Genomic DNA, 26,645 nt, shown 5'->3' on the forward strand with positions numbered 1-26,645 from the left:
GGGGAGCCGGGTGGGGCTCAGGCCGTGGCCGGGTCCGGTCCGGTACCCGGGGCCGCCGTACCCGGGGCCGTATCAGGGACTCAGGGCTCGAACGGAGCCGAAGCCGGAGCCGGGGCCCCGGCAGAGGCGGGGGCCGCGAACCGGTCCCCCCTGAAGCGGCACCCGCAGCCGCAGGCCAAGTCACCCGTACGGACGCAGGCCGCCGATTCCGCCGGAGTACGGCCCAGGGCCGCCGCCAAGCGGACCGCACGGCCGCCGAAGGCCCCCGCGCCCACCCCCGCCATCGCCTCGGGCCCCGCCCGCAAGGGCGCGCCCAAGCCGAAGGAGCGCCTGAGACAGGCGGCCCCCGAGGAGGCACCGGAACCCCCCACCACGCCGGGCCCCACGCCCGAGGAGGCCTTCGACGCGCTCTACGCGCACGCCGCCCCCGGGCTCGTCCACCAGACCTATCTGCTGACCGGGCGCCGGGGTCTCTCCCGGGAGGCCGTCGAGTACGCCTTCCACCACACCTGGCAGCACTGGCCCGAAGTCGCCGTCGACCCGGACCCGGTGGGCTGGGTGCGGGCGACGGCGTACGAGTACGCCCTCTCCCCCTGGCACCGGATGCGCCGCGCGCACAAACACCCCGACGCCCCGCCCACCGAGGCGAACCGGCGGGCCCTGCTCGGCGCGCTCCTCGAACTGCCCCCGCCGTACCGCCGTACCGTCCTGCTGTACGACGGGCTCGGCCTCGACCTGCCGGAGACCGCCGCCGAGACCGAGGCCAGCACCCCGGCCGCCGCCAACCGGCTGCTGCACGCCAGGACCGTCCTCGGGCGGCGGGTGCCGGAGCTCGCCGAGCCCGGGGCGCTGCACCGGCGGCTGGGCGCACTGGTCGCCGAGGCGCCGACGGCGACCCTCCCGGCCGCCCGTACGGTCCGCACCGGCAGCGACCGCAGGACCCGCGTCTGGACCAGGGCGGTCCTCGGGGTGACGGCGGTCCTCATCGGCGTCACGGGCTTCGCCGCGGCGACCGCCCCGACCCACTACCTCCCGGTCAACGTCCCCGGCGAGACCGTCAACGGCGTCCCCGTGCGCGGTGGCCCCGAGAAGCTCCGCCCGGAGGACGTGGAACTGCGCGACAGCCTGCGCTCCGAACCGAACCCGGGCCCGGAACGCCTGATCCCGACGGCCGAGTAGACCCGGACGGACGGCGGACGGACGGGCCGGACGCCGGGCCCGTCCGGACAGGCCCGGACGGGCCGGATGACGCGAGAGGGCCCCGCCCTCGCCCGGGTGACCGGGCAGGGGGCGGGGCCCTCTCGTACGGCTGGCGGCCACTGCCTGCGGCCGTCGGGGGTGAGCCGGGTTCAGCCCGCGAGGATCGCGCGCGCCAGCTCGGCCGTCTCGGTCGGCGTCTTGCCGACCTGGACGCCCGCGGCCTCCAGGGCCTCCTTCTTCGCCTGGGCGGTGCCGGAGGAGCCGGAGACGATGGCGCCGGCGTGGCCCATGGTCTTGCCCTCGGGCGCGGTGAAGCCCGCGACGTAGCCGACGACCGGCTTGGTGACGTTGGCCTTGATGAAGTCGGCCGCACGCTCCTCGGCGTCGCCGCCGATCTCACCGATCATGACGATCAGGTCGGTCTCCGGGTCGGCCTCGAAGGCCGCCAGGGCGTCGATGTGCGTGGTGCCGATGACCGGGTCGCCACCGATGCCGACGGCGGACGAGAAGCCGATGTCACGGAGCTCGTACATCATCTGGTACGTCAGCGTGCCGGACTTCGAGACCAGGCCGATGCGGCCCGGCTTCGTGATGTCGCCCGGGATGATGCCGGCGTTGGACTGGCCCGGGGTGATGAGACCGGGGCAGTTCGGGCCGATGAGGCGGGTCTTGCCGCCCTTCTCCACGGCGTACGCGTAGAACGCGGCCGAGTCGTGGACGGCGATGCCCTCGGTGATGACCACGGCGAGGGGGATCTCGGCGTCGATCGCCTCGACGACGGCGGCCTTCGCGAAGGCCGGCGGCACGAAGAGGACCGAGACGTCGGCGCCGGTCTCCTTCATGGCCTCGGCGACCGTGCCGAAGACGGGGATCTCGGTGCCGTCGAAGTCGACGGACGTGCCGGCCTTGCGCGGGTTCACGCCACCGACGACGTTGGTGCCGTCACCCAGCATGAGCTTGGTGTGCTTCATGCCCGTGGCACCGGTCATGCCCTGGACGATGACCTTGCTGTCCTTGTTGAGGAAGATAGCCATGGCTCTGGTTCCCTCGTCCCTTACTTCGCAGCCGCGAGCTCGGCGGCCTTGTCGGCCGCTCCGTCCATGGTGTCCACGCGCTGCACCAGCGGGTGGTTGGCGTCCGACAGGATCTTGCGACCCAGCTCCGCGTTGTTGCCGTCGAGGCGCACGACCAGCGGCTTGGAGACCTCTTCGCCCTTGGAGGCGAGCAGTTCCAGGGCCTGGACGATGCCGTTGGCGACCTCGTCACAGGCGGTGATGCCACCGAAGACGTTGACGAACACGGACTTGACGTCCGGGTCGCCCAGGATGATCTCCAGGCCGTTCGCCATGACCTCGGCGGAGGCGCCGCCGCCGATGTCGAGGAAGTTGGCCGGCTTCACGCCGCCGTGGTTCTCACCGGCGTACGCGACGACGTCCAGGGTCGACATGACCAGGCCGGCGCCGTTGCCGATGATGCCGACCTCGCCGTCGAGCTTGACGTAGTTGAGGCCCTTGGCCTTGGCGGCGGCCTCGAGCGGGTTGGCCGCGGCCTTGTCCTCGAGCGCCTCGTGCTCCGGCTGGCGGAAGTCGGCGTTCTCGTCGAGAGACACCTTTCCGTCCAGGGCCAGGACGCGCCCGTCCTTGGTCTTCACCAGCGGGTTGACCTCGACGAGGAGGGCGTCCTCGGCGACGAAGGTGTCCCACAGGGTCACCATGACATCGGCGACCTTCTCGGCCACCTCGGCCGGGAACTGCGCCAGGGCCACGATCTCGCGGGCCTTGACGATGTCGACGCCCTTGTTGGAGTCGACGGGCACCTTCGCGAGCTTCTCGGGGGTCGTCGCGGCGACCTCCTCGATGTCCATGCCACCGGCGACGGACGCCATGGCGAGGAAGGTGCGGTTGGTGCGGTCGAGGAGGTACGAGACGTAGTACTCCGCCTCGATCTCCGGGGACAGCTCGGCGATCATCACCTTGTGGACCGTGTGGCCCTTGATGTCCATCCCGAGGATGTCCGTCGCGCGGGCGACGGCCTCGTCCGGGGTGGCGGCCAGCTTGACGCCACCGGCCTTGCCGCGGCCGCCGACCTTCACCTGCGCCTTGACGACCGACTTGCCGCCAAGACGCTCGGTGGCCTCGCGCGCCGCCTCAGGCGTGTCGATGACTTCACCGGCCAGCACCGGTACACCGTGCTTGGCGAAGAGGTCCCTCGCCTGATACTCGAACAGGTCCACGCGCGTCCGTCCCTTTTCTGATGATCGCGGTTCGTTGTCTGCGTGGGCGTGCCGCGAAGGGCAACGTGACTGCGCTGTCACAAGGAAGGCGTCACGGTGTCCGTGAACGCGGCATGTCCGTCTCGCAGGTTATCGCCGTGGGACGTAGGTCCCTAAATCGCAGATCACAACCGAGCGGTGATACGGGTCACAGATCGTAGGGACCGGGGGGCCCTCCGTAGGGGTCGGCGGACCGGCCCGGACGCCCCGCACGGCAGGTGGCGCTTGGGCTCCCGTCCCCGTACGACACGCCGGAGCCCCTGGTGGGACGCCCCTGACAGGGGGTGTGACATGGGACTCAGTCCTCCCGAGGACACCCGTGCGAGTGGCCAGGAGACAACGGAATCCGCACCGGCGGAGGAGCCGGACGGGGGAGCCGGACGGTACGGGTCCGGGGCGGGCGGTCGGCGCCGGGACGGCGCGGGGGCCGCGGGAGTCGGGGTCCGGGGGCGGGGGTCCGGGGTGAGGGGCCGGGGGTGAGGGGCCGGGGCCGTGGGATCGGGGATCGGGTGCGACTGCGGTCTGCGGGCCGGGGCAGCGGTCCGCGCCGGTCCGCTGTTCGGCGGTCGGCGGTCGCCGGTCGGCCGCGAGTGGTCGGCGATCGCCCGCGAGTCGTCGCCGGTCGGCTGTGAGTCCGGTGGTCAGTGGTCGATGACCGGCTGTCGGCTGTCGGCTGTCAGTCGACGGGGATCGGCAGCGGGCGGTTCTCCAGGGCGGCGGCCATCACCTCCGGGAACAGGTCGGGAGTGCACGCGAAGGCGGGGACGCCGAGCGCGGACAGCGCCGCCGCGTGCTCGCGGTCGTACGCCGGGGTGCCCTCGTCGGAGAGGGCGAGCAGCGCGACGAACCGCACGCCCGAGGCCTTCATCGCCGCGACCCGCTTCAGCATCTCGTCACGGATGCCTCCCTCGTACAGGTCGCTGATGAGGACCACGACCGTGTCGGCGGGGCGGGTGATCCTCGACTGGCAGTGGGCGAGCGCGCGGTTGATGTCGGTGCCGCCGCCGAGCCGGGTGCCGAACAGGACGTCCACCGGGTCGTCGATCAGATCGGTCAGCTCGACGACGGAGGTGTCGAAGACCACCAGCCGGGTGGCCAGGGACCGCATCGACGCCAGCACCGCGCCGAAGACGGAGGCGTACACGACGGAGGCGGCCATCGAGCCCGACTGGTCGACGCAGAGGACGACCTCCTTCCTGACGGCCCGGGAGGCGCGCCCGTGGCCGACGAGCCGCTCCGGGACGACCGTGCGGTGCTCGGGCAGGTAGTTCTTGAGGTTGGCGCGGATCGTGCGGTCCCAGTCGATGTCGCGGTGGCGGGGGCGGCTGATCCGGGCGGACCGGTCGAGGGCCCCGGTGAGCGTCGCGCGGGTGCGGGCGGCGAGGCGCTTCTCCAGGTCGTCGACGACCCGGCGCACGACGGCGCGCGCGGTCTCCCCGGTGGTCTCCGGCATGGCCTTGTGGAGGGAGAGCAGGGTGCCGACGAGGTGCACGTCCGGCTCGACCGCCGCCAGCGTCTCCGGCTCCAGGAGGAGGGTGGCGAGGCCGAGCCGGTCGATGGCGTCGCGCTGCATGACCTGGACGACGGAGCCGGGGAAGTACGTACGGATGTCGCCGAGCCAGCGGGCGACGGAGGGCGCGGAGGCCCCCAGCCCCGCCGAACGTTCCCGTCCGGCGTGCTCGGCTCCGGGGGTCCCGCGCCCGTAGAGCGCGGCGAGCGCCCCGTCCATGGCGGCGTCGGTCCCGGTGAGCCCCCGCCCGGTCCCTTCGGCGTCCCCGCCCCCGAGCACGAGCCGCCACCGCCGCAGCCGCTCGTCGTCCCCGCAGCCGGACGGCCGGGCGCCCGGCCCGTCTGTGGGACCGCCCGGCCCATAGGTCGGACCGGTGCCGGAGGGGATCGTGGCGACGGCCGGGGCGGCGGTTCGGGCGGGGTCCGTGGGTGTGGTCATGGTGTGGTCTCCCGGCCGAGGACGAGGTGGAGGAGGGGCAGCACGGCGTCCGCCCGTTCCCGGTCGGGCGCCGGGGCGAAGCCGGGGGTGCCCGGCGCGGGGCTCCGGGAGGCGCCCGGCCCGCGGGCGACCAGTTCACCGAGGGTGCGGCGGACCCCGGGCTCGTACTCCGAGAACGTCCGGCGGAGCAGTGGCAGGACGCCGGTGAACGCCTCGGCGGGCACCCCGGTGAGCCAGTCGTCGACCAGCCCGAGGAGCCGCTCGTCGTGGACGAGGAGCAGACCTCCGCCGGACGCCCCGCCGACGAAGCCGTCGATCCAGCCCGCGGCGTCGGCGGGCGGGGTGCCCGGCGAGAGGGCGCGGCTCATGAGCGGGGCCGTCTCGTCGTCGCTGATCCGGCCCTCGTCGAGGAGGAGCCGGGCGGCCCGGCCCCGGAGGACGCCCGGTACGCGGTCGCGGTCCGCGAGGCGGCGCAGGACGCCCGCCCAGCGGTCGGCCGTGCTTCCGGCGCCGGGCAGCGGTCCGAGGGCCTGGTGGACCCCGTCGATCCGCTCGCGCATGGCGGTGGCCGCGTCCGCGTCGAGTCCGGCGCAGGCGGGCGGCAGACCGACGCAGATCCGCTCCAGCAGCCCGGTGGCGACCTCGGCGAGGGCCGCCGTGTCCGTGCCGCGCACGTCCCCGTAGCGCAGGGCGCGGGCGAGGGCCGGGAAGGCCTGGGCGAGACGGGCGACGTCGGTGTCGAGCGCGGCCCGGTCGGCGAGCGCCCGCATGACGGCGGGCAGCGCGTCCGCGAGTCCGGCGAGCAGGCACTGCTCGGCGAGGGCGGTGATGTCGGCGAGCCCGGTCGCCGCCCGCGCGCGGGAGCGGGCTCGGGCGGTGGCGGCGCCCTCGACGGTGGTGCCCCAGACGCCCGCCTCGGCGACCTGGACGTGCAGTTCGGGTTCCCAGCGCAGCCGCCAGGCCTCCCGGAAGGTGCCGGTTCCCGCGCGTCCGGTCGCCGGGGTGCCCCAGGTGACGCCGAGCAGCCGCAGCCGGTGCAGGAGTCGGCTGCGCTCGCCGTCGCCGTCCTTGCGGAGGTCGAGGTCGAGGTCCCGCTCGGCGGCCTCGGGCCGCAGGCGCAGGGTGCGCTGGCGGCGGACCAGGTCGCGCTGGAGGGGGACGGCGGGGGCGCTGTCGGGGACCCGGCCGAGCACGTCCCCGACGACGAGCCGGTCCCGTACGAGGGCGAGGGGCACGTCGGAGCCCTCGCAGAGGACGGAGCGGACGGCGTCGGTGGTCTCGTCGAGGCCGGGGTGCGGTCGTCCGCGCAGGGCGGCGAGGGCCTCGGCGAGGCGGACGGCTTCGATGACGTGGGCGGAGGAGACGGGGTGGTCCTCGGCCCTGAGGAGCCGGGCGGCCTCGGTCATCCATCGTTCGACGGGCCGGTCGGGCGCGCCGAAGAGGTGGGCGTACCAGCCGGGGGCGTCGATGCCCGCGCCGTATCCCGAGCGACGGGCGAGCCTGCGGTGGGTCCAGGGGACCCAGGTCAGTTCGGTCCGCACCTTGGGCAGGCCCTTGAGCAGGGCCCGGTCGGCGGCGGCGGTGGTCCGCCGGGTGAGGGCGGGGACGTGCCAGGCGCCGCAGACGACGGCGACGGCGTCCCCGAACTCCTTGCGGGCGGCCCGGAGGCGGAGCCGCATGTACGCCTCGCGGACGAGGTCGCGGGGGTGGCCGCCGTGCCCGTAGGTCTCCCGGAGTGCGTCCATGGCCTCGGCGAGCGCTTCGAAGGGGGCGGTGGGGTCGCCGTCGCCGCGCAGTTCGACGACGTCCTCCCACCAGCGCTCGGGGTCCTCGTACCCGGCGGTCGCGGCGAGTTCGGCGATCGGGTCGATGCGCGGGCCGTCGTCGGCGGCCCCGGCCCCGTGGTCGTCCCGGGCGGGGTCGGTGGTGGCGAGGGTGTGGGTGGCGGGCAGGTCGATGAAGCGGACGGCGGCGCCCCGGTCGAGGGCCCAGCGGATGGCGACCCACTCGGGCGAGAAGGCGGCCAGGGGCCAGAACGCGGCCCGTCCGGGGTCGTCCACGGCGTGGGCGAGGAGGGCGACCGGGGGGCGCATGGCGGGGTCCGCCGCGAGGGTCACGAGGGCGTCGGCCTCGGCGGGGCCTTCGACGAGGACGGCGGCCGGATTCCCCGCGTCCAGGGCGGCGCGCACACCGCGCGCCGATCCGGGGCCGTGGTGCCGCACCCCGAGCAGGAGCGGTCCGGCGGCCGGGCGCGGGGCCCGGCCGGGGGCGCGGGCAGCGGGCGCCGGGGCCGTGGGGGTCATGTGCTCACCTCGCGGCAGGCGCGGTAGAAGTCCTTCCAGTCGTCCCTCTCCCTGACGACCGTCTCCAGGTACTCCTGCCAGACGACCCGGTCGGCCGCCGGGTCGCGGACGACCGCGCCGAGGATGCCCGCGGCGATGTCGGCGGGGCGCAGGACCCCGTCGCCGAAGTGGGCGGCGAGGGCGAGACCGCCCGTGACGACGGAGATGGCCTCGGCGGTGGAGAGCGTGCCCGAGGGGGACTTGACCCTGGTGCGGCCGTCGGTGGTGACGCCGTCCCGCAGCTCGCGGAAGACGGTGACGACCCGTCGGATCTCGTCGGCCCCGGCCGGGACGGCGGGCAGGGCGAGGGCGCGTCCGAGCTGTTCGACGCGGCGGGCGACGATGTCGACCTCGGCCTCGGGGGTCGCGGGCAGCGGCAGGACGACGGTGTTGAAGCGGCGGCGGAGCGCGCTGGAGAGCTCGTTGACGCCCCGGTCGCGGTCGTTGGCGGTGGCGATCAGGTTGAACCCGGGGACGGCCTGGACCTCCTGGCCCAGTTCGGGGACGGGCAGGGTCTTCTCGGACAGGACGGTGATGAGGGTGTCCTGCACGTCGGCGGGCATACGGGTGAGTTCCTCGACGCGGGCGGTCATGCCGAGGGACATCGCGCGCATGACGGGGCTGGGCACGAGGGCTTCCCGGTCGGGGCCGTGGGCGAGGAGCCGGGCGTAGTTCCAGCCGTACCGGACGGCTTCCTCCGGGGTTCCCGCGGTGCCCTGGACGAGGAGGGTGGAGTCGCCGCTGACGGCGGCGGCGAGGTGCTCGGAGACCCAGGTCTTGGCGGTGCCGGGCACCCCGAGGAGCAGCAGGGCCCGGTCGGTGGCGAGCGTGCTGACGGCGACCTCGACGATGCGGCGGGGTCCCACGTACTTGGGTGTGATCACCGTCCCGTCGGGGAGGGTGCCGCCCAGGAGGTAGGTGGCGACGGCCCACGGCGAGAGGCGCCAGCGGGCGGGGCGGGGCCGGTCGTCGGCGGTGGCGAGCGCGGCGAGTTCACCGGCGAAGGCGTGCTCGGCGTGCGGCCTGAGGACCTCGGCGGCGGCCTGCGGCCGCGCCGGTCCGGCGTCCGTATCGACGCCGGAACCGGGCTGCGCGACGGTTTCGGGCACGGTCATGGATCCCCCTCCAGATCGTTCGACCTGCTGTGCGATCCACCGTGCACCATGCCACTGACAATCGGATGTCTCCGCTGGTCAGGGGCGGTTGGAGGGGTTCAGGGGTGCGGGAGGGCCAGCGGGTGCCGGGGGGGTCAGCCCACGATCGGCGAGACGGCGACGCAGCCGCCCGCCATGGCCTGCTCGGCCTTGGCCTCCTTGAGGACCTTGCCCTGGTAGATGACCTTGCAGGTGAGGTCGGTGGGGGTCAGCGAGACCGGCATGACGGCCGGCGGCATGATGCCCGTCAGCTTCACGGTCTTCTTCCACGGCGTCGTGGGGTTCTTCTCGGACTCGATCTTCGGCTCCATCGCACTGCCGTCACCGGCGTGGTACTCGATGGACTCGATCCCCTTGCCGGTGACCTCGTACGTGACTTCGTAGGACTGCTTCACGGACTTGTCGACCTGCTCGACGGCCTTGTCCGTGACCGCGGAGCAGGCGCCGAGGCCGAGGGCGAGACCGGTGACGGCGAAGGCCGTCGCGGCGGTGCGGGCAGTGCGCTTCATGGGGGTCCCCCTGGACGCGAGAGGTGGATCGGTCGGTTCGCGCAGGCAACCTTAAAGGGAGAGTAAAGTCAAATCGCCCCGAGTGCTTTCCCCGCCTCAACTCGCAGGCCAGAGCCGTTGTCAGTGGCTGCCTCTACCGTCGGTGACATGAATGCCATGGGGGTGCGCCGGACAGCGGAGCAGGTGTTGGCACTGGCTCCCGACGACGCGTCGCGCAGTGCGGGGAGCGAGCTGGGCTCGGCCGGATCGTGGCCGGAATCGGGCCATGGCGGGGGCGTCGTCTGGGGTTTGTGCCGGGACGGCGGCGGCACGACCCACCGGACGGCCGTCGACACCACGGGGCCCGCCTTCCACTGCGGGTGCCCGAGCCGGAAGTCCCCCTGCGAACACGCGCTCGGGCTGCTGCTGCTCCACGCGTCGGACGGTACGGCGCCCGGGGAGTCCACCGCGCCCGACTGGGCCGCGCGATGGCTCGAAACCCGTCGCGGGCGGGCCGCGTCCTCGGCCTCGGCCCGCCCGGCCGAGGGCACGTCCGCCCGGCGCCCGGCGGACCCGGAGGCGGCTCGCCGCAGGGCCGCGCGCCGGGCGGCCCGGATCACCTCGGGCACCCATGAACTGGAGCAGCGGCTCGCCGATCTGCTGCGCGGCGGCCTCGCGGCGGCCGGGCAGCCGGGGTACGGGCTGTGGGAGGAGACGGCCGCCCGCATGGTCGACGCTCAGGCACCGGGCCTCGCGGGCCGGGTCCGGGAGCTGGGCGCGATACCGGGCTCGGGCCCAGGCTGGCCGGTGCGGCTCCTGGAGGAGTGCGCGCTGACCCACCTCCTGGACCGCGCCTGGCTCGGCGCCGAGCGGCTGCCCGCGCCGTTCGCCACGACGGTACGGACCCGGGTGGGCCTCCCCTCTCCGGTCGAGGGGGCCCCGGTGCGCGATCATTGGCTGGTTCTCGCCCAGTACGACACGGGGGACGCGCGGCTGACCACCCGTCGCATCTGGCTGCACGGCACGACCAGCGGGCGCACCTCGTTCCTGCTCTCCTACGGGGCGGCGGGCCGGGCTCCCGCGCTGGCCCTCCCGGTGGGCGCGGTGCTGGACGGCGAACTGACCCCCCATACGGGCTCCGGGCAGCTGAGGGCCGAGCCGGGAGAGCACTTCGTCCCCGTGACCGCACCCGTGGGCCCGCCACCGGGCGGCCCGGTCGGGGCGGCGCTCGACGCGTACGGCGGGGCGCTGAGGGACGACCCGTGGCTGGACTCCTGGCCGGTGACCCTGAGCGGGGTCGTACCGACGCGCGCGGAGTACGGCTGGCAGCTCGCCGACGCGGACGGCCGCGAGGCCCTGCCCCTGACGTCCGCCGCCCAGTCGCGGCCCGGACTCTGGCGCCTGGTCGCCCTGTCGGGCGGTGCGCCGCTGACCGTCTTCGGGGAGTGCGGGCACCGGGGCTTCACCCCGCTCACCGCCTGGTCCCCGGAGGCCCCGGACGAGACGGTCCCCCTCGTATGACCCCCGCCGACCGGACACCCCGCACGGGCCGCACCGCCCTCACCGACCGGAGGCACCGATGAAGACGGACACGACACCCCCGGCCGCCGCCCGCCCGGCGCGTACGACGGCACCCGAACAGCCGACGACCGGCACGGCGGACGCGCCGACGCCCGGGGCCCGGCGGAGACCCCCGCACGGGCGGAACGCCACGGACACCGGAACGACCTCGCCCGCCGGGGAGAGGAGCGGACCGGGCGCGGAGGAAAGGGGTGCCGCACCCGATGCCGGAACAGGCCGCACGGATACGGGGGAACGGATCGGCCCCGGGGACGCCGACCGGCCGGGGGCCGGGGGCGCCGACGGGCGGGCCGCCACCCACCTCGGTGGGCGGGGGCTCGTGGCCACCGACGGACGCGGGGCCCCGGACGGCCCGGACACCCCGGAACCAGGTGTCGCGGACCTCTCGGACCGGGACGCCCGAACCACCGACGGGACGGGGGGCGCGGACGGCGAGGGCCGGGCCTGGGAGCAGTTGGTGACCGCCGCGATGCTCGGTACGGACCGGCGGGCCCCCGGCGGGTTCGCGGGGACCGGCGGCGGGGACCTGCCGGGCGCGCTCCTCGACGCCGCCGCGGTGCACACCGTACGGCGCAGGGCGGGGCTGCGGCCCGGTCCCGCCGCGCCGCTGCCGGAGCCCGCGCCCGCCGATCCGCGCGGCCGACTGCCCGAGGCCGCCCGGCGGCGGCTGGACCAGTTGCTCGCGGGCCGGGCCGCTCCCTCGCCCGCCGGGCGGCGCCGGGCCGCCCCCGACCTCGCCGAGCTGCTCCCCCAGTGGCTGACACTCGCCGATCGGCATGGTTTCAAAGCGCCTTCCGCCACCCTGCCCGCCCTTCTCGACGCGGCACGTGCCCGCACGGACCTGCGGCCGCAGGCACTCCGGCTGGCCGGGGCACGCGGTCTGTGGCTGGCCCGGCAGAACCCGGAGTGGCGGTTCGCGCTGCGGGGTTCGGGCGCGGGCGGCTCCCTTCCGGACCCCGGGGACGAGAAGGGCGTACGGGCCCTGTGGGAGGAGGGCCTGTTCGCGGAGCGGGTCGCCCTGCTGGCTGCCGTACGCGCCGAGGATCCGGCCGCCGGGCTCGCCCTGCTCGCGGGCACCTGGTCCGTCGAGCGGGCGGAGGACCGGCTGATGTTCCTGGACTCGCTGCGGGGCGGACTCTCCGACGCGGACGAGGAGTTCCTGGAGGCGGCCCTCGGCGACCGCAGCCGCAACGTCCGCGCCACCGCCGCCGAACTGCTGTCCGCGCTCCCCCGCTCGGCGCTGGCCGGCCGGATGGCGGGCCGGGCCGTCTCGTGCGTGGGGCTCGACCGGACGGCGCGGACGCCCTCGGTCGTCGTCGAGGCCCCGCACGAGTGCGACGCGGCGATGCGGCGGGACGGTGTGGTGGCGACGCCTCCGGCCGGGCGGGGCGAGCGGTCCTGGTGGCTGGGCCAGTTGGTGGAGGCGGCCCCGCTGTCCTGCTGGCCGCCCCGGTTCGGCGGGCGCGACCCGGAGGCGATCGTGGCGCTGCCGGTCGAGGACGACTGGCAGGCGGAGCTGCACGCGGCCTGGTGCAGGGCTGCCGTGCGGCAGCGGGACGCGGTCTGGTCGCGGGCGCTGCTCGGCGCGCCGTCGGCGCCTCCCGCGACGGGGCCGGGCACGTCGTCGCTCGCGGAGCGGGCCCAGTTGCTGTCGACGCTGCGTCCGGCGGAGCGGGCGGACTGGGTGGCGTCGTTCATCGCCGCCCACGGGCTGTCGGAGGCGTTCCAACTGCTCGGCGTGTGCGAGGTGCCGTGGGCGGCGCCACTGGGCGAGGCGGTGGTCGACGCCCTCGACATCGCGCGGGAGGCGGGAAGTTATCCGTGGAGCTTCAGTGGGGTGATGGGGCTTGCGGAGCGCTGTCTCGCCCCGGAGTCGGCCTGGCACCTGGACTCCCTGACGGCCCGGCCGGACGAGACGGACGAGGTCTCCCCCGGCGCGGGCGGCTACTGGTCCGAGGCGTTCCAGCGGCTGGTCTCCACCCTCCGGCTGCGCGCGGCGATGCACGCCGAACTCACGGAGGCGCCGCCGGTGCCGGACGCACTCCCGGGGCCGTCACCGGAACCGAACCCGGTCCCGGTCCCGGCACCGGCACCGGCACCGGCACCGGCACAGTGACTCCCCCGGGGGAGGGCCCTTCGGAAAGGAGGACGGGCAGGTCACCCGGCACGGAAGGGGCTCACGCGGCCACGCGGACGTTCGCGTTGACCCAGTCGACGATGGAGGCGGTCGTGGCGCCCGGCGTGAAGATCTCCGCCACGCCCTTCTCCTTCAGCGGCGGGATGTCCGCCTCCGGGATGATGCCGCCGCCGAAGACCTTGATGTCCTCCGCGTCACGGTCCTTGAGCAGTTCCAGGACCTTCGCGAACAGGGTGTTGTGCGCGCCCGAGAGGATCGAGAGGCCGATCGCGTCGGCGTCCTCCTGGATCGCGGTGTCGACGATCTGTTCCGGCGTCTGGTGGAGCCCGGTGTAGATGACCTCCATACCGGCGTCGCGGAGTGCCCGCGCGATCACCTTGGCCCCGCGATCGTGGCCGTCGAGACCCGGCTTGGCCACCACCACGCGGATCGGACCGGTCACACCCATCACTGCCTCCACATGCGACCCCCGCGCCCGATTGCCGGGGAGGTGAACGAACGTTATCCCCAGCATCCCGCACGCAGCAGTTTCGCGGCGGCGAGCGAGGGGGAAATCACACGTGGGACATGTTCGCTCCGCGTCGCACCCCGCTTTCGGGCCCTCCTCCTGGGCCCACCAGCCGCAAGCGGGGCGGGGCGCGAAGGGAGCCGCGACGAGGTCGCCGCGTCTCCGTGCCGTCGTCCGTGCGGCGCGGAGACGCGGTGCGCCGACGTGCCGTCCGGCCCCCGCGCCGTTCGGGAGGCCGGCCATGGAGTTCGCCGAGGTCACCACCCTGATGAAGGCCACCGCCCTCGAACTCGCGATCCTCACCGGCCATCTGGTCCTCTATCCCACGGGGATCGCCGCCGAACGCCGCTCGCCCCCGGAGCCTCCGGCGCCGCTCTCGCCCGCCCGGCGCCCGGTGGTGCTGCTGCACGGTTTCGTGGACAACCGCTCGGTGTTCCTCCTGCTGCGCCGCTCGTTGACGCGGCACGGCCGTGACCGCGTCGAGTCGCTCAACCACTCGCCGCTGACCCGCGACCTGCGGGCCGCCGCCGTGCTGCTCGGCCGCCGGGTGGAGGAGATCGTCACCCGTACGGGAGCCGCCGAGGTCGACATGGTCGGGCACAGCCTGGGCGGTCTGATCGCCCGTTACTACGTGCAGTGCCTCGGTGGTGACACCCGGGTGCGGACCCTGGTCACCCTGGGCACTCCGCACTCGGGCACCACCGTGGCACCGCTGGCCGACGCGCATCCGCTGGTCCGGCAGATGCGGCCGGGTTCCGGGGTGCTGCGGGAGCTGGCGGGTCCGGCGCCGGACTGCCGGACCCGGTTCGTGAGCTTCTGGAGCGATCTGGACCAGATGATGTCGCCGGTGGAGACCGCCCGGCTCGACCACCCCGATCTGCTCGTGCGCAACGTACGGGTCAGCGGGATCGGGCACTTGGCGCTGACCGTGCATCCCACGGTCGCCGCCGGGATCCTGGAAGCCCTCGACGCGAACGCCCCGGAGGCCCCGGGCGCCGCGTCCGTCGCCTGACGTACGGGGACGACCGGCCGGGCGCCCGGCGGCGCGCGCGGAAGATCACTGACACGCGGGAGCCGCGCTTCGAACGCTTCTCGAACACAAGGCCAAAGCTCGCCCCGTGAGCTGGCGAAACACGGCCGATTGCCCGTTTCCTAACGCAGCGAACCCATCTGAAGATTGTCGGTTGCACAGGCCGCCGGGTACAGTCGCGCCACTGCTTACCCCCGGGACACCCTCGACGGGCCCGCCCCGGACCGGTCCTGTTGCCGAGGCGAGAGAGACGTTGGTGAACGACCAGCACCCCCACGCCGGGTACGTCGGAGACGACGCCCACACCACCAACGGATTCGGCGTCGATCCACTCTTCGGTTCGTACGCCACAGGCCAGGCCGACCACAGCGGACAGTGGGACCTCGGCACGTACGACACCACCGGGACGTACCCGACGACAGGTCAGTACGACACCGCACAGCAGCAGCCCACCGGCACGTACGACACCACCGGCCAGTGGGACACGACCGGGCAGTGGGACACCACGGGCCAGTGGGGCACCACCGGTACCTACGACACCACGGGCACGTACGCGACGACGACCACGCCGTACGACACCGCACAGCAGCAGACCGCCGGCACGCACGACAGCGCCTCCTCGTACGACACCACCGGTCAGTGGGACGCCTCCGCCTGGACCGAGGCCCAGCAGACCGGCCAGTACGAGAACCTCCACTCCGGCTCCTACGCCGCCCAGGGCACGTACGGCCACGAGGCCTACGACACCACCGGCCAGTGGGCCGCCCCCGCCTTCACGACCGACACCGGCGCCTACGACGCGACCGCGTGGAACACGGCCCCCGAGGCCGAACCGGTCGTCCCGCAGCAGTACACGCCGGGGCCCGAGCACACCGCCGAGTTCGCGTTCGACTACGCCACCGCGGCGGCGGAGCACACCGAGGACCCCGCCCCCCTCGACCCCGCCGAAGACACCGGCTTCGAGACCGCGAGCCACGACGCCGAGTACGCCGACGACCACGGGTTCGCCGAGGACACCGCCCACCAGGCCGGTTTCGACGACGACACCGACCACGAGCCGGACACCGGGTCCGACGCCGACGGCACGCACGACGGCACGCCCGCCGTCGAGCTCCGCACCGGCTCCCCCGTCGCGGGCCGCCCCCCGCGCCGCCCCTCCGGCGGCAACCGGGGCCGTCGCCGTACCCCCACCAAGCGGTCCGCGCTCCTCACCGTCGCCGTCCCCTCCGCCTGCGTCATGGGCGTCGCGGGCATCGCCGCCGCCTCCGTCGGCGGGCTCACCGGGTCCGGCGCCGACAGCGGCAAGGCGGAGAGCACCACCGCGCTCGCCGCCTCCGACCCCGCCTCCGTCAAGCAGGTCGCCGCCAACAACGCGCTCGACACCCAGCTCGCCGCGCTCAGCGCCGACGCCCGCGACTTCGGCGACCGCGCCAGCCGCACCCAGGAACGCATCGACCTCCGGCAGCGCCAGGAGGCCGACCGGAAGAAGCGCGAGGCCGAGGCCGCCCGCAAGGAGGCGCTGCGCCCCAAGTTCGCGCTGCCGGTGGAGCTCCACCAGCTCAGCGCCCGCTTCGGACAGTCGGGCGTCAACTGGATGTCCGTGCACACCGGCATCGACTTCCCCGTCCGCGAGGGCACGCCCGTGATGGCCGCGACCGACGGCACCGTCCGCACCCAGCTGAACAGCGCCTACGGCAACGTCGTCATCGTCACCGCCCCCGACGGCACCGAGACCTGGTACTGCCACCTCAGCAGCCCCAAGTTCCGCTCCGGCCAGGTCAAGGCCGGTGACGTCATCGCGTACTCCGGTGACACCGGCAACTCCACCGGCCCGCACCTCCACTTCGAGGTCCGGCCCGGCGGCGGCTACGCGGTCGACCCGCTGGCCTGGCTGCGCAGCCACGGCCTCGACCCGACCCGCTGACCGCACCCCCTCCGCCGCACCTCACCTGAGCGGGCCCCGCCTTCCGGCCGGAAGGCGGGGCCCGCTCAGGTCGTCGTCAGGAGATCCGCTACAGCTTCTCGACCGGCGCGTACCGCAGCAGCAGCCGCTTCGGCTTCTCGTCGCCGAAGTCGATCGTCGCCTGGGCGTCCGCACCCACACCGGTCACCGCCACCACCGTGCCCAGACCGAACTGGTCGTGCGTGACCCGGTCACCGGCCTGGAGCGAGATCACCGGCTTCTCCCCGGCCCGCCGGGTGGCGAACCCCGAAGGACCGGAACGCGTGCGCGAGGAGGACAGCGACGAGGTGATCCCCGAGGTCGGCCCGGCGGGCTTCACCATCGGCCCCGTCCGCTTCCACTCCAGGTACGTCGCCGGGATCTCCTCCAGGAAGCGCGAGGCCGGGTTGTACGAGGGCTGTCCCCAGGCGCTGCGCATCGACGAGCGGGTCAGATAGAGCCGCTCACGCGCACGCGTGATGCCCACGTACGCCAGGCGCCGCTCCTCCTCCAGCTCCTTCGCCTGGCCGAGGGCACGCATGTGCGGGAACACCCCGTCCTCCATGCCCGTCAGGAACACCACCGGGAATTCGAGGCCCTTGGCGGTGTGCAGCGTCATCAGCGTGATGACTCCCCGGCCCTCCTCGTCCTCGTCCGGGATCTGGTCGGAGTCGGCGACGAGTGCGACCTTCTCCAGGAACTCGGCGAGCGTCGCGGGCTCCTCGCCGCGCTCCTGCTCGAACTCCAACGCCACTGCGGCGAGTTCCTGGAGGTTCTCGATACGGGTCTCGTCCTGCGGGTCCGTCGACGCCTGGAGCTCGGCCAGATAGCCGGTGCGCTCCAGGACCGCCTCCAGGACGACCGCCGGGCCCGCGCCGGACTCGACGACGGTACGCAGCTCGTCCATGAGCGCGTTGAACCGCTTGACCGCGTTCGCCGAGCGCGCGGCCATGCCGTACGCCTCGTCGACCCGCTTGAGCGCCTGCGGGAAGGTGATCTTCTCGCGCAGGGAGAGCGCGTCGATCATCGCCTCGGCGCGCTCGCCGATGCCCCGCTTGGGGACGTTGAGGATGCGGCGCAGCGGCACGTTGTCCTCAGGGTTGGCGAGGACGCGCAGGTACGCGAGGACGTCCCGGACCTCCTTGCGCTCGTAGAAGCGCACACCGCCGACGACCTTGTAGGGCAGTCCGACCCGGATGAAGATCTCTTCGAAGACGCGGGACTGGGCGTTGGTCCGGTAGAAGACGGCGACGTCTCCCGCCTTGGCCTCGCCCGCGTCCGTGAGCCGGTCGATCTCGTCGGCGACGAACTGGGCCTCGTCGTGCTCGGTGTCGGCGACGTAGCCGGTGATCTGCGCTCCCGCGCCCGCGTTCGTCCACAGGTTCTTGGGACGGCGGGACTCGTTGCGCTCGATGACGGCGTTGGCCGCCGAGAGGATCGTCTGGGTGGAGCGGTAGTTCTGCTCCAGGAGGATCGTCGTCGCGTCCGGGTAGTCCTCCTCGAACTGGAGGATGTTGCGGATGGTGGCGCCGCGGAAGGCGTAGATGGACTGGTCGGCGTCGCCGACGACACACAGCTCGGCCGGGCCGAGGTCCTCGTCACCGGTGCCGACGAGCTCCCGCACCAGGGTGTACTGGGCGTGGTTGGTGTCCTGGTACTCGTCGACGAGTACGTGGCGGAAGCGGCGGCGGTAGTGCTCGGCGACGTCCGGGAACGCCTGGAGCAGATGGACCGTCGTCATGATGATGTCGTCGAAGTCCAGGGCGTTGGCCTCGCGCAGCCGCGCCTGGTACATCCGGTACGCCTCGGCGAGCGTCTTCTCGAAGCCGTCGACGGCCTGGTCGGCGAAGCTCTCCTCGTCGATCAGCTCGTTCTTGAGGTTCGAGATCTTGGCGCTGAACGACTTCGGCGGGAACTTCTTCGGGTCGAGGTCCAGGTCGCGGCAGACCAGGGCCATCAGCCGCTTGGAGTCGGCGGCGTCGTAGATCGAGAAGGAGGAGGTGAAGCCGAGCCTCTTCGACTCGCGGCGCAGGATGCGGACGCAGGCGCTGTGGAAGGTCATCACCCACATCGCGTTCGCCCGCGGCCCGACGAGCTGCTCGACGCGCTCCTTCATCTCGCCCGCGGCCTTGTTGGTGAAGGTGATCGCCAGTATCTGGCCGGGGTGGACGTGTCGGCTGCCCAGGAGGTGGGCGATGCGGTGGGTGAGGACCCGGGTCTTCCCGGAGCCCGCGCCCGCCACGATGAGCAGCGGGGTGTCGGTGTGGACGACGGCGGCGCGCTGCTGCTCGTTCAGCCCGTCCAGGAGGGCGGCGGGGTCCACGACGGGCCGGGGGTGCCCGTCCCGGTAGTACGCGTCCCGGGGCGGGGGCGCGTCGAAGTGTCCCCCGAAGAGGTCGTGCGGGACCTCCTCCGTGGCCGGAGCGCGGTGCTCGTCGTCCTCGGGGTGGGGCGGCGGCTCCTCCGAGGAGTGGTTCTGGAGGCCGGCCAGGAAGCTGTCGTCAAAGAGGCTGCTCATCGCCTCACGAGTCTAGGACGCCGCACTGACATCCGGGGCCCGCCTCCGGAACCCGGCCCCGGACCGCTCGCGCGCGGGCGGCCGGGAGCCGGGCCCGATGGGGAGGCCGGGATCAGACCCAGAGGGTCGCGATGAAGATGTTCGCCATGGTCAGCCCGCCGACGGCGGCGAAGAGGCCCTTGTCGACCTTCTCCTCGTCCCGCTTGACGTAGACCAGGCCGAGGATGACGACGAGGACCGCGAGCTTGATGCCGACCTTGAGGTTGTTCACGGCGTGGTCGTCCGCCTGGTTCAGGCCGACGAGGGCGATGCCCGTGATCAGCATGGTCAGCGCGCCGTGCAGCATCGCGGGGCTGAAGCGGGCCGTACCGGCCCCCATCGCCTTCATCTGGGTGAGGAAGCCGCCCAGCAGGGAGGCGATACCGATGATGTGCAGGGCGACGAAGACATTGATGAGTACGTCCATGGGCGGAGCCTAACCGGGGCCTTAGCACCGTCCTCCGGCCGGGTCCACCCACTCCGGTGCTTCGGTCGGGCAGCCACCGGAATGTCCCCGTACCGCCCTCGCGGGCGAAAGCGTTCAGCCCCCGATCCGACAACTGGCGCCAATAACGATCAACCCTCCGTGCCGCAACGGCCCCCGGATTAGCGTCCTCCAGCAGGTGGCCGGCTCCCCACCGCCGCCGGTCTCCCGGCGGTTGCCGACCGCTCCGCCGAAGAACCCGGCGGCGGACCGTCTCCCCTGTGGCGGCCCGCCGTCGGCCCGGTGGACCCGTACCCGCAGACACCGGCGGGCCCGTATCCGCAGACAGAGGATGTGACCGCCCTCGTGGCAGCGCACCGAAAGCCCCGGCGTTCCCTCCTCGGCGGCCACGCCGCCCGCACCGCCGCCACCCTCGCCCTGGCCTCCGCCGCGACCACCGCCCTCTTCGAGGGCTCCGGGCACGCGGACCCCCGGCCCACCACCGCTCAGGTCAAGGAGAAGGTCGACCGGCTCTACGAGGACGCCGGAGCCGCGACCGAGCGGTACAACGGCGCGAAGGAACGGGCCGACGCCGCCCGCGCCGCCTTCGACCGGCTGCGCGACGAGGCCGCCCGCAGGACCCAGCGCCTCAACGACGCCCGCGACGGCCTCGGCGCCATGGCCGCCGCCCAGTACCGCACCGGCGGCCTCGACCCCGCCGTGCGGCTGGCCCTCACCTCCGACCCCGACCAGTACCTGGAGCGGGCCGCCCTCGCCGAGAAGGCGGGCGACCGGCAGACCGCCGCCATCAGCGCCGTACGCCGCGAACTGGGCGCGATCCGGCAACTCCGCGGCGAGTCCGCCCAGCACCTCACCGAGCTGCGCCGGAACGAGACGGAACTCAGGCGCCAGAAGGCCGCCGTCCTCGGCAGACTGGCCGAGGCCCGTACCCTCCTCGACCGTCTGACCGCCGAGGAACGCGCCCGTTACGAAGCCGCCGAGGCGGGCTCCGGCACCACCACGGCCGTCGCCCACACCGGAACCGCCCGCGCCGACCGCGCCTCGACCGGCGACCGCGACCCGGTCACCGCCCCCGACGGACGGACCGCCCAGGCCGTCTCCTTCGCCCGCGCCCAGCTCGGCAAGCCGTACGTCTGGGGCGCGACGGGCCCCTCGGCCTACGACTGCTCCGGCCTCATCCAGGCCGCCTGGCGCACCGCCGGTGTCTCCCTGCCCCGCACCACGTACAGCCAGATCAATGCCGGCCGCCGCGTCTCCCGCTCCGAGCTCGCCCCCGGCGACCTGATCTTCTTCTATTCCGGCATCAGCCACGTCGGCCTCTACATCGGTGGCGGCCAGATGATCCACGCCCCCCGCCCCGGCGCCCCGGTCCGCGTCGCCCCCATCGACGAAATGCCCTTCGCCGGAGCGACCCGCGTGGCCTGAGGACTCCCCTGTCCGACCCCGCCCGCCTCTCCGGCCGGAAGTCCGCTGCTCCCGAGACGGGCACCGAACCGGAATCGCCCGCCACCGGGTCACCACGTCACGGCCCTCAGGACCGTCCTGGGCCCGCATGACACGCCCCCAGGACAGGCCCCGATCGGCAGCGGGACCCGGACCCCGGCTACCCGCAGGGGCCGAGGAGCGCCCCGGACCTGGTGCGATCCCGGGACAAGCCGAATGCGGTGGAGTCCCGGCCCTGGACCGAAACCCGAACACGACCCGGTGCATACGGGTTCCCCGGCCAAGGCCACCACCGGCAAGGCCCCGGCCGACGAGGGCCCGCACCGACAGAAGCCGGGCAACAGCAGGGTCCAGACAGAGGCCCCGGTGCTGACAGGGTCCCGATCAGGGGCACGGCCAGGGTGAGGGACGCGGCCAGGGTGAGGGACGCAGCCAGGGTGAGGGTGAGGGACGCAGCCCAGGTCAGGGGCAGGACCAGGGACACGGCCCGGGACAGGGCCCGGGTCAGGGACAGGGACAGGGCGCACGCCCGGCCCCGAACAGGGCCCCGACCCGAGCCCGACCCGGGCCTCCGGGTCGGGCTCGGGTCGGCTCGGGTCGGCTCGGGGCGGTCCACCCCGGCCATCAGGTCCAGCCCGGCTCACTCAGATCGGGCCCATTCAGATCGGGCGCGGCTCGGCTCCCGGGTCTGGCCCGGTTCCGGCTCGGCCCGGGTCCGGCTCGGGTCCGGCGCAGGCGGATCCGGCGCAGTCAGGTCCGGCACAGGCTGGAACGCGTCCCGCCCGGCTCAGAGCCAGGTCGAGTCCGGCCCTGCCCGGCCCCAGGCCGGGCCGGGTCCAGGCCGGGCCGGGTCCAGGCCGGGCCGGGTCAGCTCCCAGGTCCGGCAGAGCCCGGGTCCAGCACGGACCGGAGCGCGGCCGTCTCGGGCCCGCCCAGCCCTCAGGCCTTGCTCGACGCAGGTCGGGCCCGTCCGGGCCGCCCGCGCGGGCGGCCCCGTACCAGGGCCGCTCTCCGACGCGTCAGACCAGGCGGCGGGCGGTCGCCCAGCGGGTCAGCTCGTGCCGGTTGGAGAGCTGGAGCTTGCGCAGTACCGCCGAGACATGCGACTCGACCGTCTTCACCGAGATGAAGAGCTGCTTGCCGATCTCCTTGTACGCGTACCCACGGGCGATCAGCCGCAGCACCTCCCGCTCCCGCTGGGTGAGCCGGTCGAGGTCCTCGTCCACCGGCGGCGCGTCCGTCGACGCGAAGGCGTCCAGGACGAAGCCCGCGAGCCGGGGCGAGAACACGGCGTCGCCCTCCTGCACCCGGAAGATCGAGTCGACCAGGTCCTTGCCGGTGATCGTCTTCGTGACATAGCCACGGGCACCGCCCCGGATCACCCCGATCACGTCCTCCGCCGCGTCCGACACCGAAAGGGCCAGGAAGCGGACCGGGTCCTCCGCCACCCCCATCAGGCTCGCGCAGCGCCGCAACACCTCCACACCGCCACCACCGGGCAGGTGCACATCGAGCAGCACGACCTCGGGACGGGTCGCCGTGATCACCGTGACCGCCTGGTCGACGTCGGCGGCCTCGCCCACCACCTCGACACCGGTGATGTCGGTGCGGCCGATCTCCGCCTGTACTCCGGTACGGAACATGCGGTGGTCGTCGACGAGCACCACCCGCACCCGGCGGCCCGTGCCCTCCGCACCCGCGTCGGCTCCGGCCCGCGCCCCGGTCTCTGCCCCGGTCTCGTCGCTCATCCGTCCGCCCTCTCCATCTCAAGCTCCACTTCGGTGCCCCCACCCGGCACCGATCTCAACCGTGCCGAGCCGCCGTTGCGCTGCATCCGGCCGATGATCGATTCTCGTACGCCCATCCTGTCCTCGGGCACCGCGTCCAGATCGAACCCGGGTCCCCGGTCCCGTACCGAGACGAAGACCGTGCGGCCCTCCACCTCGGCGTACACCTGGACGGCCCCACCCTCGCCACCGTACTTGGCGGCGTTCACCATCGCCTCGCGCGCGGCCTGTACCTGTGCCACCAGTCCGTCGTCGAGCGGGCAGTCACCCACGACGACGACCTCCAGCGGCACCCCGTGCTTGTCCTCGACCTCGGCCGCGGCCCTCTTCACCGCCTCGGCGAGGGTCTCGGGCTCCTCCTCCTTGCCGGTGCCCTCCGGCTTGTAGAGCCAGTTCCGCAGCTCCCGCTCCTGGGCGCGGGCCAGACGCCGCACCTCGCCCGCGTCCTCCGCATTGCGCTGGATCAGGGTCAGGGTGTGCAGCACCGAGTCGTGGACGTGCGCCGCGACCTCGGCGCGCTCCTGGGCCCGGATGCGCATGGTCCGCTCCTCCGACAGGTCCTGGGACATCCGGACCAGCCAGGGCCCGGCGAGCAGGGCTATGCCGGTGAGGACCGCGACGGCGGCGGTGAGCGCCGTCCCGAGCTGGGCGACCGAACCCCGCACCACCACGAAGACCGCGAGGCCGGTGCCCACCAGGCCGACGCCGACGAGCCCCCGGGCGAGCTGGAAGGCACGGCTGCTGCGCCCGCCCTCCGTCCAGCTGGCCCGGCGGGCGTTGTCCGCCTGGCGCCAGACCACGGCGAGACCGACACCGACGAGGATGACCGGCCAGACGTACCGCCCGGACTCGCTGTCGACCTTGATGTTCCCGATGAGGGCCGCGCCGCCTATCGCGAGCGCTATCAGGGCGAAGATCTGTCCCCGCTCGGGCTTGCGGAGTCTGCGGCGCCCGTCCGGGGTGGTCTCGAAGACGGGGCGGGGAGCGGCCCGGCCGCCCACGCCCAGCGGGACCACGATCCAGAAGGCCGCGTAGACCAGGAAGCCGAGGCCGTCCATGAAGGAGAGGAGCAGAAAGGCGATCCGCACCCAGACGACCGGAAGACCGAGATGCCCGGCGAGACCACGCGCCACACCGCCGAGCCACCGCCCGTCGGCGCTGCGGTACAGCTTGCGCACGGGAGGTTCGTCGGTGTCGGTGACACGAGCGGTTGCGGACATGCACCGATCGTCACACGTTCGACGCGCTCCGGACATCAGGGTCGGCCCTGAGATCGTCCCTGGTAAGACCTCAGGGACAACGCCCCTCCGAATATCAGGGTCGGGCCAGGGTCGTCCCCGGTGCCGCTGGACGTCACGGCCGTTCACCATGGAGTCATGACGAGTTCGATGCCTTCGCAGCACGAGGCCCCGCCACCGGCGGAGGCCGATTCCGCCCGCCCACTGCGGCGCTCGCGCGGCGGCAAGGTCGTGGGCGGTGTCTGTGGCGGTCTCGGCCGGTACTTCGACCTCGACCCGGTGATCTTCCGCGTCGCGCTCGGTGTGCTGGCCGTGCCGGGGGGCATCGGCCTGATCTTCTACGGCTTCGCCTGGCTGCTGATACCGCTCACGGGCGAGGAGGAGAACGAGGGCCGCAGACTGCTGACGGGCCGGGTCTCCGGGACTTCGCTGACCGCGGTGCTGATGGCACTGGTGGGCTGCGGAATCTTCCTTTCGATGCTGCACAGCGGCTCGATGCTGGGTTCCGCGTTCCTGCTGGCGTTCGTGGTGTGCGCGGCGGCGGTGTGGTCCCGGCACCGGCAGAGCGGAGTGATCGAGCCCGAGGGCCGGGTGGAGTCGGCCGCCGCCGCCCTGGCGGTCTCGGAGGCTCCCCCCGAGACCAAGGCGCCGCCGCTGACCGATTTCCCGTCCTGGTGGAAGGAGCCCATCGTCAAGGACGGCTCGACGGGCAAGCTGGCCATCGGGTATCTCTGGGGCCCGCACGGCGTCCTGGACGACGAGGGCCGGGTCGACGGAAAGGTGCCGAAGCCCGGAAGCCAGTGGGGTTCCGACCGGTCGGGTCCCCAGCGTCCGCAGCCTTCGCTGCGCAGAAGCCCGCGGTCCATCGGCGGGATCGTGTATCTGCTGGCCTTGATCGCCGCGGTCGTCGGGACGGCGGCCACCTGGGAGACCGAGCCGCTCCGCACCAGCCTGCAGACCGGTCTGATCGCCGCCCTCACCATGTTCGGCGTCGGCCTGGTCGTCAGCAGCTTCCTCGGCCGGACCGGGTTCGGCACGGTCTTCCACACCGTGATCACGGCGTGCCTGCTGGCCCTGGCCACGGCGCTGCCCTCGGACATCAGCACCGAGTGGGTCCGCGACACCTGGAAGCCGACGTCCGTGACGGCCGTGCAGCCGCACTACGAGGTCGGGACCGGGGTGGGCACACTGGATCTTTCGGGGCTCCCCGTCCCGGCGGGCACGACCGTCTCGACCTCGGTCGGTGTCGGCGCGGGGCAGGTCAAGGTGATCGTCCCGAAGGACACGGTGGTGAAGCTGCGCGCCGAAGTGGCGCTCGGGGACCTGCGGCTGCCCGGCGAACCCGCTGACGACATCGACGTCGCGCCGGACCGCGATGTGACCCGCACACTCGAACCGCCCGCCGGGACGACTCCGGCCGGCACCTTGGACCTCTCGCTGGAGGTCGGTATCGGACAGGTGGAGGTGACCCGTGCTGCTTCATGAGTTCCGCCCCGGGCGGCTGCTGGCAGGCCTGAGCGCCCTGGCCCTGGCCGCCTTGTACGCGGGGGACGCGACGGGGGCCTGGAAGGCCCCCTGGTACGTGGCGTTCCCGGTGCTCGGGCTCGGCCTCGGAGTCGCCGGCCTCGTGACCTGGGTGGCCTATCGAATACGGCGGCGCACGGCGAGGATCCGGTCCAGCGACAGCACGGACGCCCCGGCGAGCAGCAGCGGGAGCCAGGCCATCACATAGGCGAGGTCGTTGCCAAGGTAATAGGGCTGCACCTGCCAGCTCACGGTCAGCCACAGGCTCAGCGAGATCAGCGCGCCCCCGAGGGCCGCCACTCGGGCGAAGAGGCCCACCAGGGTCCCGATCCCTACGGCGAGTTCTCCGAAGGCGATGGCGTAGCCGAATCCGGTGGGGTTCTTGAGGGCGAGGTCGACGAGGGAGGGAAGGGCCGAGGAGTCCCGGACGCCTCTCATCATCTCGCCGATGGAGCCGGTGCCGGAGTCCCCGAAGAACGCGGGATCGGTGAGCTTGTCGAATCCGGCGTAGAGAAAGGTGATCCCGAGGAAGAGCCGCAGCGGAAGGAGCGCGTAGCGGGAGGCGAGCGTCTTCCACCCGTCGAGTCCGCCGGACTCGCTGAGCGCCCCCGGTCCACCGGGCCCTCCCGATGAGCCCGGCCCACCAGCCTCTCGGGGCAGACTCAGCCCGCCGGACCCACCGAACCCGCCGTCCCGGCCACCGTCACCGAACCCGCCGTCCCGACCACCGTCGCCGAGCCCGCCATCAGCCGGACCGCCGCCACCGAGTCGCCCGTCACCCGTCGCGCCCGGAGCGCCGTCGAGTCGTCGGTCATGGGGGGCGGGGTCCGGGGCGGGATCGAGGTCGGGGTCAGCAAGCCCCGGGGTATCCGGACCGCCGTCATCGGGCCCGGTGACGGCACCGGGCGCTTGTCCCGGGGGCCCGGCAAGGCCGGATGGGTCCGCGTGTCCGGCCGGGCTCTCGTCGGGCCGCCGGTCCGGCGGCGCCTCGCGGTCGCCCCGGTCCGCCGGGCCCTCGGGGTTCGTCTGTCCCGTCATCGTCGGTCACC

The 26,645-nt window shown here is 73.6% G+C and carries 20 protein-coding genes; 7 read left to right on the plus strand and 13 right to left on the minus strand.

Features of this window, described 5'->3' with window-relative positions; all coding sequences use genetic code 11:
• Window positions 1-24 precede the first annotated feature (24 nt).
• Window positions 25-1,179: a sigma factor-like helix-turn-helix DNA-binding protein gene (locus ACIO92_RS13360; RefSeq protein ID WP_401236817.1), complete on the plus strand. Its 1,155-nt coding sequence runs from the start codon at window positions 25-27 to the stop codon at window positions 1,177-1,179.
• A 170-nt stretch (window positions 1,180-1,349) separates the two neighbouring features.
• Here ACIO92_RS13360 and sucD read toward each other — a convergent pair whose 3' ends face one another.
• The 6 genes from sucD to ACIO92_RS13390 form a co-directional block, all read right to left on the minus strand.
• Entirely contained in the window at window positions 1,350-2,234 is an 885-nt protein-coding gene (gene sucD / locus ACIO92_RS13365; RefSeq protein WP_366439588.1) for a succinate--CoA ligase subunit alpha, read from the minus strand.
• Between the two features lie 20 nt (window positions 2,235-2,254).
• Window positions 2,255-3,433 carry an ADP-forming succinate--CoA ligase subunit beta gene (gene sucC, locus ACIO92_RS13370; protein ID WP_366439589.1) on the minus strand — a complete coding sequence of 393 codons (1,179 nt, stop codon included), beginning with the start codon at window positions 3,431-3,433 and terminating at the stop codon, window positions 2,255-2,257.
• A 715-nt stretch (window positions 3,434-4,148) separates the two neighbouring features.
• Window positions 4,149-5,420 carry a vWA domain-containing protein gene (locus ACIO92_RS13375; protein WP_402056544.1) on the minus strand — a complete coding sequence of 424 codons (1,272 nt, stop codon included), beginning with the start codon at window positions 5,418-5,420 and terminating at the stop codon, window positions 4,149-4,151.
• Window positions 5,417-7,723 (minus strand): DUF5682 family protein, encoded by a 2,307-nt coding sequence (locus ACIO92_RS13380; RefSeq protein WP_402281291.1) that lies wholly within the window; start codon window positions 7,721-7,723, stop codon window positions 5,417-5,419. Before ACIO92_RS13380 ends, ACIO92_RS13375 begins: the two co-directional genes overlap by 4 nt.
• Window positions 7,720-8,877, minus strand: a complete 1,158-nt coding sequence (locus ACIO92_RS13385; RefSeq protein ID WP_366439592.1) for an AAA family ATPase — start codon at window positions 8,875-8,877, stop codon at window positions 7,720-7,722. The genes ACIO92_RS13380 and ACIO92_RS13385 overlap by 4 nt, the downstream gene beginning before the upstream one ends.
• Window positions 8,878-9,011: 134 nt before the next feature.
• Window positions 9,012-9,425, minus strand: coding sequence for a hypothetical protein (locus ACIO92_RS13390; RefSeq protein WP_366439593.1), 414 nt, complete (start codon window positions 9,423-9,425; stop codon window positions 9,012-9,014).
• A 147-nt stretch (window positions 9,426-9,572) separates the two neighbouring features.
• Between ACIO92_RS13390 and ACIO92_RS13395 the strand changes: the two genes are divergently transcribed.
• Both ACIO92_RS13395 and ACIO92_RS13400 read left to right on the plus strand, forming a co-directional pair.
• Window positions 9,573-10,925, plus strand: a complete 1,353-nt coding sequence (locus tag ACIO92_RS13395; protein ID WP_402281292.1) for an SWIM zinc finger family protein — start codon at window positions 9,573-9,575, stop codon at window positions 10,923-10,925.
• Window positions 10,926-11,454: 529 nt separating this feature from the next.
• Window positions 11,455-13,101, plus strand: a complete 1,647-nt coding sequence (locus tag ACIO92_RS13400; protein ID WP_402281566.1) for a DUF5691 domain-containing protein — start codon at window positions 11,455-11,457, stop codon at window positions 13,099-13,101.
• 61 nt (window positions 13,102-13,162) lie between these two features.
• Here the strand turns inward: ACIO92_RS13400 and ACIO92_RS13405 are convergent, their stop codons facing one another.
• The gene (locus ACIO92_RS13405) at window positions 13,163-13,570 is read right to left on the minus strand and encodes a cobalamin B12-binding domain-containing protein (RefSeq protein WP_366439595.1); all 408 of its coding nucleotides are present in this window, start codon (window positions 13,568-13,570) and stop codon (window positions 13,163-13,165) included.
• Window positions 13,571-13,871: 301 nt separating this feature from the next.
• Between ACIO92_RS13405 and ACIO92_RS13410 the strand changes: the two genes are divergently transcribed.
• Window positions 13,872-14,642, plus strand: coding sequence for an alpha/beta fold hydrolase (locus ACIO92_RS13410; protein ID WP_366439596.1), 771 nt, complete (start codon window positions 13,872-13,874; stop codon window positions 14,640-14,642).
• A gap of 274 nt (window positions 14,643-14,916) precedes the next feature.
• Window positions 14,917-16,584, plus strand: coding sequence for a M23 family metallopeptidase (locus ACIO92_RS13415; RefSeq protein WP_402056551.1), 1,668 nt, complete (start codon window positions 14,917-14,919; stop codon window positions 16,582-16,584).
• 88 nt (window positions 16,585-16,672) lie between these two features.
• Here the strand turns inward: ACIO92_RS13415 and pcrA are convergent, their stop codons facing one another.
• Together pcrA and ACIO92_RS13425 are read right to left on the minus strand one after the other, a co-directional pair.
• Window positions 16,673-19,120 (minus strand): DNA helicase PcrA, encoded by a 2,448-nt coding sequence (gene pcrA, locus ACIO92_RS13420; RefSeq protein WP_402056554.1) that lies wholly within the window; start codon window positions 19,118-19,120, stop codon window positions 16,673-16,675.
• Between the two features lie 112 nt (window positions 19,121-19,232).
• The gene (locus ACIO92_RS13425) at window positions 19,233-19,586 is read right to left on the minus strand and encodes a hypothetical protein (RefSeq protein WP_366439599.1); all 354 of its coding nucleotides are present in this window, start codon (window positions 19,584-19,586) and stop codon (window positions 19,233-19,235) included.
• 363 nt (window positions 19,587-19,949) lie between these two features.
• Between ACIO92_RS13425 and ACIO92_RS13430 the strand changes: the two genes are divergently transcribed.
• Window positions 19,950-21,029 carry an NlpC/P60 family protein gene (locus ACIO92_RS13430; protein WP_402281295.1) on the plus strand — a complete coding sequence of 360 codons (1,080 nt, stop codon included), beginning with the start codon at window positions 19,950-19,952 and terminating at the stop codon, window positions 21,027-21,029.
• Window positions 21,030-22,066: 1,037 nt separating this feature from the next.
• Here ACIO92_RS13430 and ACIO92_RS13435 read toward each other — a convergent pair.
• Together ACIO92_RS13435 and ACIO92_RS13440 are read right to left on the minus strand one after the other, a co-directional pair.
• Window positions 22,067-22,795, minus strand: a complete 729-nt coding sequence (locus ACIO92_RS13435; RefSeq protein WP_366439601.1) for a response regulator transcription factor — start codon at window positions 22,793-22,795, stop codon at window positions 22,067-22,069.
• Window positions 22,792-24,054, minus strand: a complete 1,263-nt coding sequence (locus ACIO92_RS13440) for a PspC domain-containing protein (RefSeq protein WP_351795886.1) — start codon at window positions 24,052-24,054, stop codon at window positions 22,792-22,794. The genes ACIO92_RS13435 and ACIO92_RS13440 overlap by 4 nt, the downstream gene beginning before the upstream one ends.
• Window positions 24,055-24,210: 156 nt before the next feature.
• Between ACIO92_RS13440 and ACIO92_RS13445 the strand changes: the two genes are divergently transcribed.
• On the plus strand, window positions 24,211-25,557 hold the full coding sequence (locus ACIO92_RS13445) for a PspC domain-containing protein (protein ID WP_402056559.1): 1,347 nt from the start codon (window positions 24,211-24,213) through the stop codon (window positions 25,555-25,557).
• A gap of 156 nt (window positions 25,558-25,713) precedes the next feature.
• On the opposite strand, the gene ACIO92_RS13450 is transcribed toward ACIO92_RS13445, so the two are convergent.
• Both ACIO92_RS13450 and ACIO92_RS13455 read right to left on the minus strand, forming a co-directional pair.
• Window positions 25,714-26,256: a DoxX family protein gene (locus tag ACIO92_RS13450; protein WP_402281568.1), complete on the minus strand. Its 543-nt coding sequence runs from the start codon at window positions 26,254-26,256 to the stop codon at window positions 25,714-25,716.
• Between the two features lie 2 nt (window positions 26,257-26,258).
• Window positions 26,259-26,411: a hypothetical protein gene (locus tag ACIO92_RS13455; protein ID WP_402057003.1), complete on the minus strand. Its 153-nt coding sequence runs from the start codon at window positions 26,409-26,411 to the stop codon at window positions 26,259-26,261.
• Window positions 26,412-26,645 lie beyond the last annotated feature (234 nt).

The organism is Streptomyces sp. NPDC087215 (genome assembly GCF_044744885.1).
Lineage (GTDB): Bacteria > Actinomycetota > Actinomycetes > Streptomycetales > Streptomycetaceae > Streptomyces.

Excerpts from the sequence above, each read along its gene's own strand:
- ACIO92_RS13425 (WP_366439599.1), bottom strand. The coding sequence starts at position 19,586 with ATGGACGTACTCATCAATGTCTTCGTCGCCCTGCACATCATCGGTATC.
- pcrA (WP_402056554.1), bottom strand. The coding sequence starts at position 19,120 with ATGAGCAGCCTCTTTGACGACAGCTTCCTGGCCGGCCTCCAGAACCAC.
- ACIO92_RS13405 (WP_366439595.1), bottom strand. The coding sequence starts at position 13,570 with ATGGGTGTGACCGGTCCGATCCGCGTGGTGGTGGCCAAGCCGGGTCTC.
- ACIO92_RS13385 (WP_366439592.1), bottom strand. The coding sequence starts at position 8,877 with ATGACCGTGCCCGAAACCGTCGCGCAGCCCGGTTCCGGCGTCGATACG.
- ACIO92_RS13390 (WP_366439593.1), bottom strand. The coding sequence starts at position 9,425 with ATGAAGCGCACTGCCCGCACCGCCGCGACGGCCTTCGCCGTCACCGGT.
- ACIO92_RS13440 (WP_351795886.1), bottom strand. The coding sequence starts at position 24,054 with ATGTCCGCAACCGCTCGTGTCACCGACACCGACGAACCTCCCGTGCGC.
- ACIO92_RS13455 (WP_402057003.1), bottom strand. The coding sequence starts at position 26,411 with ATGACCGACGACTCGACGGCGCTCCGGGCGCGACGGGTGACGGGCGAC.
- ACIO92_RS13435 (WP_366439601.1), bottom strand. The coding sequence starts at position 22,795 with ATGAGCGACGAGACCGGGGCAGAGACCGGGGCGCGGGCCGGAGCCGAC.
- ACIO92_RS13380 (WP_402281291.1), bottom strand. The coding sequence starts at position 7,723 with ATGACCCCCACGGCCCCGGCGCCCGCTGCCCGCGCCCCCGGCCGGGCC.
- ACIO92_RS13445 (WP_402056559.1), top strand. The coding sequence starts at position 24,211 with ATGACGAGTTCGATGCCTTCGCAGCACGAGGCCCCGCCACCGGCGGAG.
- ACIO92_RS13375 (WP_402056544.1), bottom strand. The coding sequence starts at position 5,420 with ATGACCACACCCACGGACCCCGCCCGAACCGCCGCCCCGGCCGTCGCC.
- ACIO92_RS13410 (WP_366439596.1), top strand. The coding sequence starts at position 13,872 with ATGGAGTTCGCCGAGGTCACCACCCTGATGAAGGCCACCGCCCTCGAA.
- sucD (WP_366439588.1), bottom strand. The coding sequence starts at position 2,234 with ATGGCTATCTTCCTCAACAAGGACAGCAAGGTCATCGTCCAGGGCATG.
- ACIO92_RS13400 (WP_402281566.1), top strand. The coding sequence starts at position 11,455 with ATGCTCGGTACGGACCGGCGGGCCCCCGGCGGGTTCGCGGGGACCGGC.
- ACIO92_RS13395 (WP_402281292.1), top strand. The coding sequence starts at position 9,573 with ATGAATGCCATGGGGGTGCGCCGGACAGCGGAGCAGGTGTTGGCACTG.